Source organism: Citrobacter sp. Awk 2 (genome assembly GCF_028069815.1).
Lineage (GTDB): Bacteria > Pseudomonadota > Gammaproteobacteria > Enterobacterales > Enterobacteriaceae > Citrobacter.
In genome coordinates, this window is sequence record NZ_JANEWL010000101.1 from 1 (window position 1) to 17,047 (window position 17,047).

Consider the following 17,047-nt stretch of genomic DNA (forward strand, 5'->3'; position numbering starts at 1 on the left):
GTATTTTAGTGTACAAACTTACCTGTTGACGAAAAGAACAGCATTATTTATATTCGCATACCGTTATTTCTGTCATTACTCACCGTTGTTCAATGTTAGTTATTTGTTACGCTTGGCGTTTCAAATTTGTCATCTAATACTATTCCATTAAGTAATAGCAGAAATTCAATTCAGCATTAGCACTATCTTTTCAGGAATTAACAAAATCTGTGGCAACGTCTCGGTTTTCCCTTAGCGCTATAAAGGGGTGGCAACATTCGATCACCGGCAAAATAACGCAATTTTTGCTGGCGGGCATCGTTATTGCTTTTGGCGCTGGCGCCTTTACCAGCTGGAGCCTGATAGACAACTTCTCCTGGCAGCAGTGGGTTCAGCGGGCGGAAGCAAATGCACAGATCATGACCTACATCATCAGAAGCGTGTATACCAACGTGTCGGTTGAAACCAGCGATTCAGGGCAAATCTCCCGTATCGTCTCCGACCGACAAATTGGCGATACCGACTCCATTCTGCAAACCGGCTATAACCCGGTAGACGTCCTGGCGCTGGCTTCGGTGCAAACACACAGCCCTACCTGGCTGTTTCTTTACACGCCGGAGAAAGGCTACGTCGGCATCAACAATAAATCGGAAGATGGCGAAGGCATTATCTCCTTCTCCGGACACCTGCCGCGTGACGTGCTGGCCAATTACTACATCGGTTTCGCCCAGATTAATGGTGAAGAGTGCTTTATTAGCGCAGTCCCTATTTTGACGCCATCTGGCGAAATCCTCGGTAGCCTGATAAGCAGCATTGGTAAAAAGAGCGACCTGTACGCAGCCTACGATGCGATGCTGAAAAAGAGCTGCATCATCTTTGTTCTCATTTTGCTGGTGACGTTGGCGCTGGGTACCTTGTTCATGCGCCGGTTATTCCGCCCGGTTCCGTTACTGATTAATTCGATTACCCGCATTGCCCATGAAGAGACCGACTGCATAACGCCCTACCTTGACCAGGACGATGAGATTGGCCATCTGGCCGGTGCGATTGAAAAACTGCGTGTGGCAATGAAAGAACGCGGCTATCTGCAACGCATGCATGAGATGTCGCAAAAGATGGAGCATATGGCCCATCATGATTCGCTGACCGGATTACCTAACCGCGTTTCGTTTGGTCTTGAGCTGGATAAACGCGTCAGCGAAATCCATCAGGAAGAAAAGCAGTTCAACCTGCTGCTCATCGACCTCGATAACTTTAAACCGGTCAATGACACTTTCGGTCATAAAGCAGGCGATGAAGTGTTAATCAGCGTGGCCCAGCGTCTGCAATTGCTACTGGGACCTAACGATATGGCAGCGCGACTGGGCGGTGATGAATTTGCGATCCTGCAACAGGTCAGCGAGAACGCCGTCAAAGAAGCAAACCGCCTGTCGAAACGTATCATTCGGGCATTGAGCACCCCCTTCACCTGGAGCACTCACACATTCTCCATTAGCTGCAGCATCGGGATTACAACAGCCCCCTGGCAGGGCAATAACACCTCCACATTGATGATCAATGCCGACCTTGCCATGTATGCCTCCAAACATCATGGCCGCGGTTGCTTCCATTTCTTCGAAGACGGCATGGTGATGACGCAGACCCACGGTCTGTTCATTAACCAGGAGATCATCGACGGTATTGATAACGAGGAGTTCGAACTTTACTACCAGCCGATTATGAATCTGCATGATGAAACGGTTTATGGCTATGAATCGCTGATCCGCTGGAACCATCCGACCAAAGGCCTGATTTACCCTGATTATTTTATCAATATTGCCGAAAGCTCCGGTCTGATTGTCCGTTTAGGTGAGTGGATTATTCGCCAGTCCTGCGAATCCGCAGCCAAATGGCCGGAACACATCCGGGTTGCCGTCAACATCTCGGCCTATCAGCTACATAGCCCCGGCCTGGTTGACGTGATTAAAGATGCATTACGTAACAGCCAACTGTCAGCAGAACGCCTGGAAATAGAGATCACTGAATCGGAGAAACTGGATAAGGCGATTGCCTTGCCCGTACTGCAAGAGATCCGTTCTCTGGGCATCGAAATCGCAATGGACGATTTAGGAACCGGATACGCGGCGCTGGATTATTTACTGATCTACCCTTTCACCCGCATTAAGATCGCACGCTCGCTGGTCGAGAAGCTGAAGCAAGATAATGCCAGCCAGTATTTGATCGTAATGCTTATCCAGTTCGCTCATAAATACAATATGTCGGTTACTGCAGAAGGGGTGGAAACCGAATATCAGCGGGACATTCTGCGCGATATTGAGTGCCAGCATGTTCAGGGATATTTCTTCAGCTATCCACTTCGCGAGCATGACGTGTTGTCCTCCTTTAGCGAAGCGATTTTTGCAGAGGAAGCGTGCAATGTCTGACTTCTTACGCATCACAACACGCGTATTGCTGGCCTTTTCTTTGCTGATCGCCTTTTGCACACGTTGCACGGCCGCATCTCCCCCGTCGTTACATGCGCTGGAGAAGATTGCCAGTACACAAACCATCATCCTTGGCTATCAGGATGATGCGTTTCCCTTCTCCTGGCAGAACGGTAATGACCCCGCAGGCTATTCTATTGATATTTGCAAAAATATTGTCAGCGCGCTCAAAACAAAACTACAGCTTAAAAAGCTAAACATTGAATGGGTGAAGACCAATTCGGCATCACAGTTTGTACTGATGAAAAATCATATGGCAGACATCATGTGTATACCTGCCTTTTATTCGAAAAGCCGCCACAGCATTAGCGAATTCTCACTGCCTTTTTACTTTTCCAGCACCCGCTATGTCATGCGTAAAAATGACAGCATTAACCATTTGGGCGAACTATCCGGGCATAGCGTGCTGGTAAAAAGCGGCACAATTTATGTGGAGCAATTGCAAAAAATCAATACCGCTAATGCCCTTGATATCAATATTCAGCTTGATACGAATAATGTTGCCGCCTTCAATGAACTCAAGAATGGCGAATACTCAGCCCTGATCTCCAGCACGGTATTATTGAAAGGAATGATTGCTCAGGCCACCAATCCCGAAGATTATGCGCTATCAAAAATTGCCCTCAGTGCCCCACTTCCTGCCGGGCTGTTGCTCCCTTTACACGATAAAGAATTTAAAGAATTTGTTGATAGTGCGCTCTCGTCACTCATGACCAGCAAAGAGTTTACCGCGCTGTACACTAAATGGTTTCAGTCTCCGATACCGCCTGGCGCCATTAATTTAAACATTCCCATGTCAGATAACCTGAAAGCACTCACCGCAGCTAAGAAGAAGATCAGTTTTGATTATGAAAAATATAATTAATCATGAAATGACAAGGATAAAGCGCGCGATGCATTGGCTGATCTTGCTGATTGGCGTCGCGACATCCCCTGCACTGATAGCGCAGCAAAACGCCGCTACGCTTGACCATATCCAGTACAGCAGCGTGTTAAACATCGGCTATCGTCAACTACCGCCTTTCTCTTTCACCGATAAAAGTGGCAAAGTCACGGGTTACACCGTAGCGCTGTGCAACATCATTGCCGATAAACTACGCCTGTATCTGAAGCTCAACAGCTTAACCGTTCACTATATTCCCGTGAACTTTGCGGACCGTTTCTCCGCATTGAACACCCGCAAAATAGATATGGATTGTGGCGTTAATGCTAACGCGCCGGAACGGACCTCCAGCGTTTCATTTTCAATTGACTATTACATCGCCAAAATGCGCATTATCTCGTTGCGCAAAAACAATATTGACGCGCTTGAGGATTTAAAAGGACGGACAGTGAGCCTGACTGGAAGCTCAAAAGATCTCCTGGAGTTTAATAAAGTCAACAGAGAGAAGCATCTCAATATCTCAACGATTACCACCACCACCATCAACGGTGCGTTCGAGAAAATGGCACATAATGAATCCGCCGCATTATTCCTCGATGATGTTCTGTCCTGGCCGCTGATCAACCACGATGAACAACCCGAACAATTTAGCGTGTCGTCTGAGACCATCGGCAGTGATATGCACTATGCCATTATGATGCGCAAGAACGATCCGCAGTTTGTGACCTTTGTTAACAGTACGCTGAAAAATATTTTTGCCTCACCGCTTGATGCACAGCTGCGTAAAAAATGGCTGATGCCTGATTCCTGCAAAAATATAAATCATCAACCCGCCGTCCATTGCCAGCATAGCAATTGAACATTTTCCGTTCGTGTACGCTTCAGCGAATCATTCGCTTCTGGCAGATATCAGGCGCTCTGCTGCTGGTACTCACCGTCAACTCACTGCGTGCGGCCTGGGACTTTGCCACTATTCAGCAGAAATCCGATGCGCTGTATGGTCCTGCCCGCGCAGACGCACAACAGCGAATCAATGCCTGGCAGCAGTTGCTGATCACACTACGAAATGCAGACGAACAAACACAATTACGCGCCGTAAACCTGTTTTTCAACACGCAATTACATTACGCCGAAGATAGCGAGGTCTGGCACAGCGTGGACTACTGGGCAACGCCGGTAGAGTCTTTGCGCAAAGGTGAGGCCGATTGTGAAGATTACGCAATCGCCAAATATTTTACGCTCCGGCAGTTGGGTGTCCCCGAAGAGAAGCTGCGCATCACCTATGTTAAAGCCCTGAGCTATAACCGGGCGCACATGGTATTGACCTGGTATGCCGCGCCGGACGCAGTCCCGCTGGTACTCGACAGCCTGACGAACACCCTTTCACCGGCCACGCAGCGTACCGATTTATTACCCGTGTACTCCTTTAACAACAGTGGTCTCTGGCTCCCGGGCACACAGAACAATAAACGCGTTGGCGACAGCAAGAGACTTTCTCGCTGGCAGCAAGTTTTCACAAAAATGCGGGAAGAGGGCTTCCCGATGGATAAATAGGAATCGCCTGTGTCTCTTTTCAAACAGTTACTCCTGGCAATCTCTCTCTTTATGCTGGTGGTATTCAGCGGCAATTTTATTGTGACGCTGGAAAGCTCCCGCGATCAGTCCAACAATCAGCTCCTTTCGCATGCTCAGGATGCGGCAACAGCGTTAGGGGTTTCGCTGACCCCCAATGTCAACGATCCGGCGATGATTGAGCTAATGGTCAGCTCGATTTTCGATAGCGGTTACTACAAAAAAATCCGCATTGTCGATCTGAAGAACGGCAAAATCATCCTTGAGCGGAGTGCGGCAGCATCGATCCCCAATGTACCCGCCTGGTTTGTTGAGCTGGTAGATGTCACGGCGCAAACCGGCGAAGCGACAATCATGCGTGGCTGGCAGCAGGCGGCACGTGTTGAAGTCACCAGTGACCCTATCTTTGCTGTGCAGCGCCTGTGGGACAATACGTTAGGTAATCTGTTATGGATGCTGTCCTGTAGCCTCATTTGCCTGGGGGCTGGTGTTTTGCTGCTGCGCAAACTGCTGCAACCGCTCAATTACCTGGCGAAACAGTCAGAAGCTATTACCCGCCGTGAGTTTCTGACCCTGTCAGAACTCCCCAAAACACCGGAGTTGCGTCGTGTTATCGGGGCGATGAATCTGATGGCAACCAAACTCAAGTCATTATTTGAAGAGCAGGCCATCTACAGTGAACGTTTGCACAACGAAGCCTATCTCGACAGCCAGACCGGAATCGCTAACCGCCGGGCATTCGATATGCAGCTTCAGGCACGCCTGAGCGATGCTGATACTGCGCCAGGATATCTGATGTTAATCCGCGTGCAGGACTTAGGTGGGCTAAACCAACGTTTTGGTGGGCCGCATACCGACAAGTTACTGCTCAATATCGCCAACCTGCTGACAGCGCAGAAAGAAAAATATGCGTCTCTCAACAGTACCGTCGCCCGTATTCGCGGGGGCGAGTTTGCTCTGCTCTGCCCCGGCGTCACGCACGGCGAAATGCTGGAACTGAGCAATTCACTTAGCCAAAAGCTCATGGCCTTTTATGCCACCGGGATGTCAGACCAACAGCCCGTCGCCTATACCAGCATGGTGCCATTCAGCGCCGGAGATAATGCACAGACATTGCTGATTCAGGCCGATCGTCTGTTGGTGGAAGTAGAAACACACACTGAGCATCAGGTCGTGCCCACCACCGACGTGGCGACGGCGACCGAAGATCAGCACCTGTGGTTTGTGCGTCTTGAACACGCGCTGGAAAATCAGCAATTCCAGTTGGTTTATCAGCCCGTTGTGGACTGCCAGCACCCGCACAACATTCTGCATTACAAAGTGCTGTCACGCATTGTTGATGAACAGGGCAACACCATTAACGCTGGTCGATTCCTGCCGTGGATCCACCGTTTTGGCTGGAGCCATCGTCTGGACCGGGTGATGCTGAAACTGACGTTAAATCAGCTGAAAACTGCGCCAGGAAAACTCGCTCTGAGCATTTCCGGCAGTTCCGTCGCCAGTGCAAACACGGTGGCGGACCTGTTGAATCCATTGAAATATTCACCACGATTAGCCAGTCAACTGATTCTGGAACTGGATGAAAATCAGTTGCCAGGGCCAAACCAAATGGCGGCGTTTGTGAAAGCCGTGAGCCAGCATCGCTGCTCGCTGGGTCTGCAGCACTTTGGCAGCCGCTTCGATATGATCGGTCATCTGTCCCAGTGGGGGCTTGCCTGGCTGAAAATCGACAGTAGCTACATTCGTAATATTGATCAGGAAAGCGATAAGCGGTTGTTTATTGAAGTGTTATGCAACGCTACGCGCAGTATTGACCTGCCATTAATCGCTGAACGCGTTGAAACGCAGGGCGAGCTGACGGTATTGCAGGAATTAGGCATTGATGGCGCGATGGGGCAACTACTGGGTGAGCCCGCACCGTTGTCACAATTACACTAGCACTGTGTTTGCCGGATGGCGCTTCGCTTATCCGGCTTGCACGCTGACTGCCTGCCTACGCTAAAAAATACGGTCATCGCTACCCAGCAGTTGTTCTAACCCACCAAGCTCCTGGCGCGCGTTCGCGCGATTCATCAGTTTTACCTGTGCCATTGGCGGAAGATCGGTAATGGCAATGACCCCTTTACGGATCAGCAGGTAAATCAGGTCGTCCAGTACGCGCACCATTTCAAGGTCGCTCTTTTGCAGCATCGCCAGGAACTGTTGATTATCAAGTTCCGCGCTTTTGCTCCCCCCTTCTTTTTCAGGATGAGCGTTTGCATCTGGTGGAACAGAATTCATGTTGTAACCTTACATATTGCGTGATGCACTGCCCTGTTGGCACAGGGCAGTAAGCATCCGTTAGTGAGTGTGATTTTGGTCAGGTTTAGCGATCAGGTGATCCAGCGAATACGTCGTGGAATGTAAATCACCGCCAGGGTGACCCGACAGCGCGGTATCAATCCCATGCGCGACCTTCGCCGGGCTGGCAATCAGATGATGATCGTCGCCGCTGTGAATGTATTTCGCGATGTCCACACCTTCGTGCAGTTCACGCGCCAAATCGCTGAGATCAACGTTATCGAGAGCGCTCTTCGCTTTGTCTGTAACACCCTGCGCCACATTCGTCCCATGTACCTTCGTAGAAGAGGCATAGGAGAGTGACAGCGCACTATCGTCAAACAAATCGTGCAAGGCATGCTGAACCGCCGCATGATGCCCCTTGTCCACCGCTTGACCTTTGATCGGCGTGGGATCGTCCATGATGACATTCAGCGTTTGCGCATAGTGTGCGGTATTGCCGTGGTTATCGTTCGCCTCAACCAGCACGTTCACACGGTTATGCCCGGCACGGAATGACGACGTATCCACCTCAAAGTCATAACGCAGTTCGTTATTCACCTGATGCAGCGTTGCATCATACAGATGACCGTTAACCAGCGCGCTGATGTGCTCGCCGTCATGTACATCGCCCGTTACGCTACCGGTGATGTGCGTGACGGTATCCTGTGCTTCAGCGCGTGAAATATGGTTATCGCCGGCGATTTTATCGACCACGATGCTGGCATCGGCGTGAGTATCGAGGATCAGATTTTTGTGATCGCTCACATCTCGCGTATTGCCCGCCGCATCACGTAACGTCGTCTTCACCTGAACGTCGTTGTTGCCTTCGTTCAGATACGCATTCGATATCGCCGCCTGGTAACCCAGTGTATGGGTCGCAGGATCGGCAACTATCGTAGCAATGGTGTCATGGCCATTAACGCTGATCGTGACCGTTCCCCCCGCCTGCGCATCGCCCGTGACCGTCCCGCTAATCACGGTATCCGTTAGCGATTCTTTCTGGTTCACAACGTTGTCGCCCGCGATACCATCGGTGAGGGTAATCGTGCCGTCAGCATGCGTATCCAGCACCACGTTTTTCTGATCGTGCACCTCTAACGCGTTGCCTGCACCATCGTGTAACGTCGTTTTCACCTCAACCTTATTGTCGCCCTCACTGAGGTACGAACCCGGAACCGCAACCTGATAAACCGTCGAGGAGCCAGGCACCAACGTAGCCTTCATATTGTTGCCGTTGATACTCACTTCAACGACATCGGTCGGGTGCGTATCGCCGGAAACCGTAAATTTAATCACCGTATCTGACTTCGATTCATTCAGGTTAACGACGTTGTCGCCTGCGATGTGGTCATTAATGGTAATAGCGCCGTTGGCCTGCTCATCAACAGAATAGGCATGCGTCGATGTTGCGGTGAACGGGTTTCCCGGCGCGTCATGCCCGGTAACCTTCACATCAATTGATGTGTTGGCGCGCAGAACGGCGGAATCCACGTCAATCTGATAACCCAAACCACCGTTGCTCAGCGTAATGACTTTGCCATTAACCGAAGTACTGCCGATGGTTAAGGTCACCGGATCGTCAAGCTGCGCATCGCCGCCGACATGGCCGGTGATGGTGACCTTCTGTCCCGATAATTCCTGGTGGTTGAGAACGTTATCCGCTGTGACGCTATCAACGCTAACGGTGCCAGAAGCCACGCGATCGACTGTGATCGTCTTATCAGTATCAATCTGCTGGCGGTTACCGGCATCATCATGGGCGACAACGTGGGCGGTAATATGCTGGTCGTGAACCAGATCAACCGTACTGGCTTCAACACGGAACACCTTATGGCCGCCGCTGTCGGTGACTTTCGCCGTCAGATCCTTGCCATTGACGGTGACAGTGACCAAATCGCCAACCTCAACATCGCCGGTCACAGAACCGGTGATGGTGGTGGTCGGCTTCCCGGCTTCAACGTTATTCAGCACGTCATCATTGGACACGGTGTCCAGCACAATCGTCGCATCCACGTGATCGTCAATGACCACGGTTTTGTCATACGTCGCAGGCTGGCTATTACCTGCCGCATCATGACCCGTCACGCTGACGTGAATGGTAGGATCAGCCTGCAGATCCGCGGTGCTGACGAACGCTTTATACCCCAACTGCCCGTTCATATGCGGCAGTTCAATGACCGTAGCCTCAACCGGATTGCCATTAACAGTGATATAAACCTTATCGTTTTTGTGTACGTCACCATTCACGGTGCCGCTGACTTCGACCGTACCGGCTTTTATCTCATCAGCATTGATCACATCATCGCCGCCCACGGTATTAACCGTTACCGCAGCCGTCGCGGTGGTATCAACAGAAAACGCTTTGGTGATACTGGTGTCCTGGACGTTGCCGTGATTATCGTGGCCAGTCACCGTAGCCTCGATGGAATGGTCAGCCACCAGATCTGATGTATTGATATCAACGGTGTAGTGCTTATTCGCATCAATCATCGCGGTATAAGTTTGACCGTTAACCTTCAGGGTCACGCTTTCCCCCTGGTGGACATCACCCGAAACAAAACCGCTCACCGCAATCGTAGGCAGCCCTGTTTCCTGTGCGTTCAGGACGTTGTCGGCGGTAATATTATCGACCGTGACGCCCGCATCGGCTTTAAGATCGACGTCAACGTGCTTTGACGTCGATCCGGTGCCGGGATTCCCGGCAGCATCGGTGGCGCTTACCGAGGCGATAATATCCGGGGTATTACGCAGATCGTTGATGCTGACTTCCTTCGACCAAACCCATTGGCCGTGATCGGCATGCACCGCGGCGGTTAAGGTATTACCATTCACCAGCAGCGAGACTACGCTGCCGTCATGAATGCCTTCACCGCTGACCGTACCGCTGATCGTTGTTTTACCGCTTTGCGCTTCTTTGCCGTTGATCACGTCATCGCCGGCAACCTTGCCCATGGTGATGTGGACCGGGTTATCGGTATCGACCTGAATAGTTTTCGGTACGCTCGAGGTGTCGCTGCCCGCAGCGTTATTGACGGTAATGGATACCTCAAACGTCGGATGCGCCTTAAGCTCGGACGAAGGAACATCAACCCGCCAGGCCATTTCCCCCGGCAGCCCCGGAATCTCAAACACTTTGCCAGTGTGAGACTGATTATTGATGATAACGGTCACGTCATCGCCAACGTGGGCATCACCGGTTACCCGGCCACGAATCGGCGTGGTCGGTTTTTGCGCTTCAGCGCCGTTGAGAACGTCATCGCCCGTTACCGGATCGACCGTGAGATGGACATGCGGCTTCTGCGGCTGTGTGACGCCCGTCCCCGTTGTCGGCGGGGTGACCACTGGCGGCGTCGTGAACCCGTAAGGCGTATTGCCGATCACGGGTGTATAGTGCAACCACGGTAGATCGATAAATTTATGCTCTGTTGCTGTCGCCGTGTTGCCATGATTATCATGGGTGGTGATAGACACCAGAATATCGCCATTGTCTGCGAATTTATCGGAGCCAATATCCGCCTGATAGCCGAGTTGACCATCGGGAAGTGTAATGACTTGAGTGGTCAGGACAAATCCGTGTCCCACCGTTATGGTCACCGTATCACCTATAACCGCATCGGGAACGACATGTCCGGTTATGGCGATAAAGTCCGGCCTGCTGCCAGGAAGCAGGTTATTCGCAATAGGGTTACCTGGTGGTCGACCACTGGAGGCGGAATCAATAGTTATCCCGGCATCAGCAAGAGTATCAATCACTACCGGCATATCATCATGCCCGTGCGCAACGTTGCCTGCCGCATCTTTTGCCGTCACCTCGGCATGGATATTCGGGTCCATCAACAGATCGAGCGTTGAAACCTCGGTGCGAAATACATGCTTACCGTGGTCATCATGAACCTGCGCATAGTAGGTCTGATGGTTAATGGTCAGTTCGACCAGATCGCCCACCGTCACATCACCGCCCACACTACCGGTCACGGTGGTCAGCGGGTTATGCGCCTCTTTGTAGTTGATCACCGCATCGTTATCATCCGTCACCAGCGGGTCGATATGGACGATAGCCTCGGCACGATCGTCAATTGTCACCGTGCTTGTCGCATCTGCCGTCGCGGTATTGCCGTAAGGATCGGTGGTGGTAATGGTTGCCGTGATATGCGGATCGTTTTGCAGCCATTGGGTATCCACATCAATGTGATAACCCAATGTACCCAGATTCGGCAGGTCAACCACAGTGGCATCGACCTGATGACCGCCGATGGTCAGATGAACCGTATTCCCCACCTGCGCATCGCCCCCCACCGTACCGCTGATGGTTGTTTTAGGCACCTGCAGTTCAGTGCCGTTCAGAACGTCATCACCCGTCACGCGATCGATGGTGATCGCGGCAAGGGCCTGGTTGTCCAGATTAACGTCATGATGCGCCACAATATGGGCATGGTTCTGCGCCGCGTCGGTGATATCCATCGACACGACAATATGCGGGTTAGCCACCAGGTCGGACGTCGATACGACCATCTTGTAACCCAACCGATTGCCGCTAATCACGTCAACAAAACCAGGATACGAATGGCCGTTGATCGTCATCACCAGCGGATCGCCCGGATGAACCTCGCCGGTCACAGTGCCGGTGACGACGGTGGTGGCCTGATGCTGTTCGACATCATTCAGCGTGTTGTCTGACGTAACGGAATCGATCGTAATCGTCGCATCCACGCGGGTATCAATCACTACCGTGGTCTGCGCATTGGCCGTTGCCGGGTTGCCTGCCACATCTGTGGTGCTGACGGTCGCAGTCAGATGCGGATCGCTCAGTAAATCAGCCGTGCTGACTTTAATTTTGTAACCTAAATGACCGCCACCCTGATCGCTGACTTTCCCGGTCAGGGTATGGCCGTTCACGGTCAGATAAACGGTATCGTTGACGTGTACATCGCCGCCGACTTTCCCGGTCACAAAGGTGAACGGCTGACGGGATTCATCGCCGTTGACCATATTGTCGCCGGTGACAGGATCGATAGTCAGGGTCGCATCTGCCTGGAGGTCAACCTGCAAATCTTTACCCATCAGACCATCCTGGGTGTTGCCAGCAATATCCTGACCCACCACATGCGCAGTAATATGTGGGTTGGCGACGAGATCGCTACTCTGAACATCCAGTTTATAGCCCAGCGCGCCGTTATGCTCAGGCAGGTGCTGAACGGTGGTTTCGTAGGTTTTACCGTTGACGATAACCTCAACTTTAAAGCCAACATCCACATCGCCGGAAACCGTGCCCATCACCTCGGTAGTCGGCTTAACGGACTCGGCGCCGTTAATCATATCGTCGCCCGCCACGGTATCGATGGTGATCGCCGCCGCCGCATGGTTATCAATATGAACTTTATGGTCAGTGTGTTTGATGACCTCATTACCTACGGCATCATGTGAGACGACCGTGGCTCTGAATGTCACATCTTTATCCTGGTCACCCAGATTATCGCTGAACGCCGACGAGTCGACCGGGATTTGATAGCCCAGTTTACCGTTATTCAGCGTGATAACTTCACCTGTAAATGTGTGGCCATTAATCTCAAGAGTGACAACATCGTGAACTTTCGCATCACCGCCGACGGTGCCGGTGATGATTTGCTGAGCCATATCCAGTTCACTATGGTTCAGTACATTATCAGCAGTGACCTTATCAATCGTAATCGTCGCCTCAGCGTGCAGATCGATATGCACCATATGCTCGGACGTTGCTGCTGCTGTATTGCCGTGTTCGTCAACGGTTGAGATGGAGACATGGACCTTTTGGTCACTGCCGTCTTTCAGGTTGTCGGTGCTGACTTCAATGTTGTAGCCCAGCGAGCCGTCAGGCAGCTTACTGACCTGGCCGTGGTAGGTCTTGCCATTAAAGGTTAAGGTGACGTCATTACCTTCCCGCGCATCGCCGCCGACCGACCCCGTGATAGTCGTCTTATGCAGAATAGACTCTGCCTTACTGATAATGTCATCACCTGCAACGGTATCGATGCCGATAGAGGCGCTGGCGTTCAGATCCAGCCCAACGGTACGTTCTGCGATGGCGGTGGTTTCGTTACCATGATTATCTGTGGTGTGAATACTCGCGTGAATCACCGGATCGTTGACCAGGTTCTGGGTGTCAACCGGGATATAGTAGCCCAGACCACCGTTCGCCAGCTTCACCACCGCACCGGAGTACGGATGACCATTAATCACCAGCTCAACAGTATCGTGCTCTTTCGCATCGCCGCTTACCGTGCCACTGATGGTGGTCTTGCCGTTATTGTCCGTCGATTCCTTGATGTTGATGAAGTTATCAGCGGTCACACCATCAATGGTGATATGCGACTGCGTGTACATATCGCTACTGATGGTTTTCATCTCTGAATGCGTGACGCTGTTCCCCTCTGCATCGGTGGAGGTAACAGACACGGTAATTTCCGGATGGCTCATCAACATATGGGTATTCATCGGGAAGCGGTACCCCAGCCCACCGCCCGCCAGCGTGATAACGGCACCTTGCATCACCGTAACACCATCCAGCTTCAGGATCACCGTATCACCCACTTTCGCATCAACACCAGTCACGGTGCCGGTGATTGGCGTAATGCCACCGTTGGCGGAAAACTCTTTGATATTAATAACGTCATCGCCCGCGACGGTATCGATATGCACCTGGTTTACCGCAAAGTTGTCGATATGCACGTTATGGTCGCAGGTGGCAATCGCCAGGTTGCCCGCCGCATCGTGGGAGGTAACCGTCGCCCTGATGTTGACATGTTTATCCTGGTCACCCTGGTTGTCACTGAATGCCGACGAGTCGACCGGGATTCGGTAACCCAAATGGTTATTACCTAGTGAAATGACCTTACCGGTAAACTTGTAGCCATTAATTTCGAGGGTGACTTCATCGTCAACTTTCGCATCACCGCCAACGCTACCGCTGATGATTTGCTTAGCCATATTCAGTTCAGCATGGTTCAGGGTGTTATCGGCAGTCACCTTATCAATCGTAATGCTCGCCTCAGCGTGCAGATCGATATGCACCATATGCTCGGACGTTGCTGCTGCTGTATTGCCGTGTTCGTCAACGGTTGAGATGGAGACATGGATCTTCTGGTCGCTGCCATCCGTCAGTGTGTCTGTGTCGACCTCAATGCGGTAGCCCAGCGAGTGGTTAGCGAGTTCAATAACCTTGCTGATATAGGTTTTACCGTTGAAGGTTAAGGTGACGGTATCATCTTTCTGCGCATCGCCGCCGACGGGCCCTGTGATGGTTGCCTTATGCAGCTCGGACTCGGCTTTACTGATAATGTCATCACCGGCGACGGTATCAATGCCGATAGAGGCGCTGGCGTTAAGATCCAGCCCAACGACATGTTTCGTCACCGCCGTCATTTCGTTGCCATGATCGTCCGTGGTATGAATGCTCGCATGGATAAGCGGGTTGGCTAACAGATCCTTAGTCTCTACAGGGATATGGTAGACCAGATTGCCGTTTGCCAGCTTTTCCACTTCACCCGAATAGTGTTGACCATTAATCACCAGCTCAACGGTATCGTGCTCTTTCGCATCGCCGCTTACCGTGCCACTGATGGTGGTCTTGCCGTTATTGTCCGTCGATTCCTTGATGTTGATGACGTTATCAGCGGTCACACCATCAATGGTGATATGCGACTGCGTATACAGGTCGGCGCTGATGGTTTTGGTTTCAGAATGCGTGACGCTGTTCCCCACTGGGTCCGTAGAGGTAACAGAAACCCTAAATTCTGGATGAGTTACCAGCTTATGGCTGTTTACCGGAATGCTATAGCCCAGCCCACCGCCCGCCAGCGCGATAACCGAACTGTGAATCACCGCGCCCCCCTTCAGCTCCAGGGTAACCACATCACCCACTTTCGCATCCACGCCGGTCACGGTACCGGTAATTTGCGTGATCCCGCCGTTGGCTAAAAATTCCTTGATATTAATAAGGTCATCACCCGCGACGGTATCAATATGCACCGCGTTTTCCGCGAAGTTATCGAGATGTACGTTGTGGTTGCTGGTGGCAATTGCCAGGTTACCTGCCGCATCGTGGGAAGTGACGCTGACGTGTACCGTCACCTCTTTCAGCACCTGACCGACGTTGTCAGAAAAAGTAGCAGAGTCGACTTCAATGCGGTAGCCGAGGGTATTTTTCCCGGTATCAATCACCTGGCCGTGATACTGATGGCCGCTGATCTCCACCAGCACCGGGTCGCCCGCTTTCGCGTCTTCCCCGCGCACTTCCCCGATAATCACCTGCTTATTCGCCGACAGCTCAGTGAAGTTCAGGGTGTTATCGGCGGTGACATTGTCAATCGTCAGGGTGTTGTGTGCCTGGGTATCCAGCACCACAGTTTTGTGCGTAATAGCAATCGCTTCGTTACCGACAGCGTCATGGCTGACCAGCGTCACCTGCACATCATTTGCACCTTCTTTCAGCGTTGAGGAAGGCACCACAATTTCATAACGCAGCTGGCCATGGTCGTCGAACACCGTGCCATGGAATGTTTTACCCTGAAGCGTCAAGGTGACCGGATCGCCCACTTTGGCATCACCGCTGGCTACGCCAGAAATGATGGTCGGCATGCGAGATTCGTTAGCGTTGACGACATCATCATTTGCCACCGTCCCGATGGTCATCGCATTCTGTGCATACAAATCGTTATCGACATAGTGATCGGTCGAAACGGTGGTGCTGTTGCCGGCATCATCGGTAGAGGTGAGGGAGGCATGAATCGTCGGGTCATTCAGCAGCCCTTGGGTCAGGACCGGGATGTTGTAAGTCAAAATGCCCGTTCCCGGATCGTCGACCGTGCCGGTATACGTTATACCGTCGACAACCAGCGTCACGACATCACCCGGCTTTGCATCTCCTCCGACAGACCCGTGAATCACGGTTTGCGACAGAAGAGACTCCTGGTGGTTAATCAGGTTATCTGGGGTCACGCTATCGACCGTAATATCGATACGTGGACCGGTAATATCAATCAACGCATTGTCGAAAGTTTGTGCGGTCCGCCCCGAGACATCGGTCGCTATTGCCACCACGGTTACATTTCCCGGTACCAGTCCGCCAAGATCGGTATCGATATTCCAGTGACCGTTACTTACCGGGACATCTACAGTGAATGTGTTTTTTTGGCTATCGGTGAAGGTGAGCGTGACGTGATTTTGGTTACTGGTGCCGCTTAAATGGGTCCGGTGGAATTCAGTGTTATTAATGTAGCCATCGTTACCCGCAAACTCGGTAATTTGCACTTCAGGAGGGAAAATACTGGCCGCACCAGCCCCAATCCCCCCTACCGGCAGATTGATATCCCAGGTCGGGCTCCCCAGCCCTTGCGTGTCAAAACCGGCTGTTGGATCAACAACTTGTCCGGTTAAGGCCAGTTGGACCAGCGTGTGACCACCCCCACCGCCCTCCAACTGCACCGGCTCTTCATTACCCGCTGCGGTCGCATCCAGTGTCTGCGTCGGGTCAGCCCCATCAGCAATCGCTTTTTGTACGGCGGCAATATCCTGAGCATCACGTTCCGGAGTAGAGTTGGCCTGTAGCCCATGATCGCCCCAGTGGCTGTTGCGACCAACATCCAGCGTTTTTCCGTCCGGTAAAGAGAGACTTACCGCACCGTTGGCACCGGTCACAATTTCTTCACCGCTATATACTCTGTCGCCTTCATGAACACGTCGCTGTGCGCCACTTGCGTCAACAACATAAACCTGTCCAATTATTGCTTTGATCACACCGAGTAATTTGCTCACCGTAACCTCACTTAAATAC

At 51.9% G+C, this 17,047-nt stretch carries 7 protein-coding genes; 5 read left to right on the forward strand and 2 right to left on the reverse strand.

What is annotated here, in order from left to right:
- Window positions 1-209 precede the first annotated feature (209 nt).
- Genes NNO02_RS19495 through NNO02_RS19515 form a run of 5 tightly spaced genes read left to right on the forward strand, consistent with a single transcriptional unit; the run spans window position 210 to window position 6,855 of the window.
- Window positions 210-2,402, forward strand: a complete 2,193-nt coding sequence (locus NNO02_RS19495) for a putative bifunctional diguanylate cyclase/phosphodiesterase (protein ID WP_271455526.1) — start codon at window positions 210-212, stop codon at window positions 2,400-2,402.
- Window positions 2,395-3,327: a transporter substrate-binding domain-containing protein gene (locus NNO02_RS19500; protein ID WP_271455527.1), complete on the forward strand. Its 933-nt coding sequence runs from the start codon at window positions 2,395-2,397 to the stop codon at window positions 3,325-3,327. Before NNO02_RS19495 ends, NNO02_RS19500 begins: the two co-directional genes overlap by 8 nt.
- 28 nt (window positions 3,328-3,355) lie before the next feature.
- Complete coding sequence (locus NNO02_RS19505) at window positions 3,356-4,204, forward strand: transporter substrate-binding domain-containing protein (protein WP_271455528.1); 849 nt, start codon at window positions 3,356-3,358, stop codon at window positions 4,202-4,204.
- A gap of 2 nt (window positions 4,205-4,206) precedes the next feature.
- Window positions 4,207-4,899 (forward strand): cysteine protease LapG, encoded by a 693-nt coding sequence (gene lapG / locus NNO02_RS19510; protein ID WP_442867919.1) that lies wholly within the window; start codon window positions 4,207-4,209, stop codon window positions 4,897-4,899.
- Between the two features lie 9 nt (window positions 4,900-4,908).
- On the forward strand, window positions 4,909-6,855 hold the full coding sequence (locus NNO02_RS19515; RefSeq protein WP_271449773.1) for a bifunctional diguanylate cyclase/phosphodiesterase: 1,947 nt from the start codon (window positions 4,909-4,911) through the stop codon (window positions 6,853-6,855).
- A gap of 60 nt (window positions 6,856-6,915) precedes the next feature.
- On the opposite strand, the gene NNO02_RS19520 is transcribed toward NNO02_RS19515, so the two are convergent.
- Together NNO02_RS19520 and NNO02_RS19525 are read right to left on the reverse strand one after the other, a co-directional pair.
- Window positions 6,916-7,197: a hypothetical protein gene (locus NNO02_RS19520; protein ID WP_271442603.1), complete on the reverse strand. Its 282-nt coding sequence runs from the start codon at window positions 7,195-7,197 to the stop codon at window positions 6,916-6,918.
- Between the two features lie 60 nt (window positions 7,198-7,257).
- Window positions 7,258-17,028, reverse strand: a complete 9,771-nt coding sequence (locus tag NNO02_RS19525) for a retention module-containing protein (RefSeq protein WP_271455529.1) — start codon at window positions 17,026-17,028, stop codon at window positions 7,258-7,260.
- Window positions 17,029-17,047: the final 19 nt, after the last annotated feature.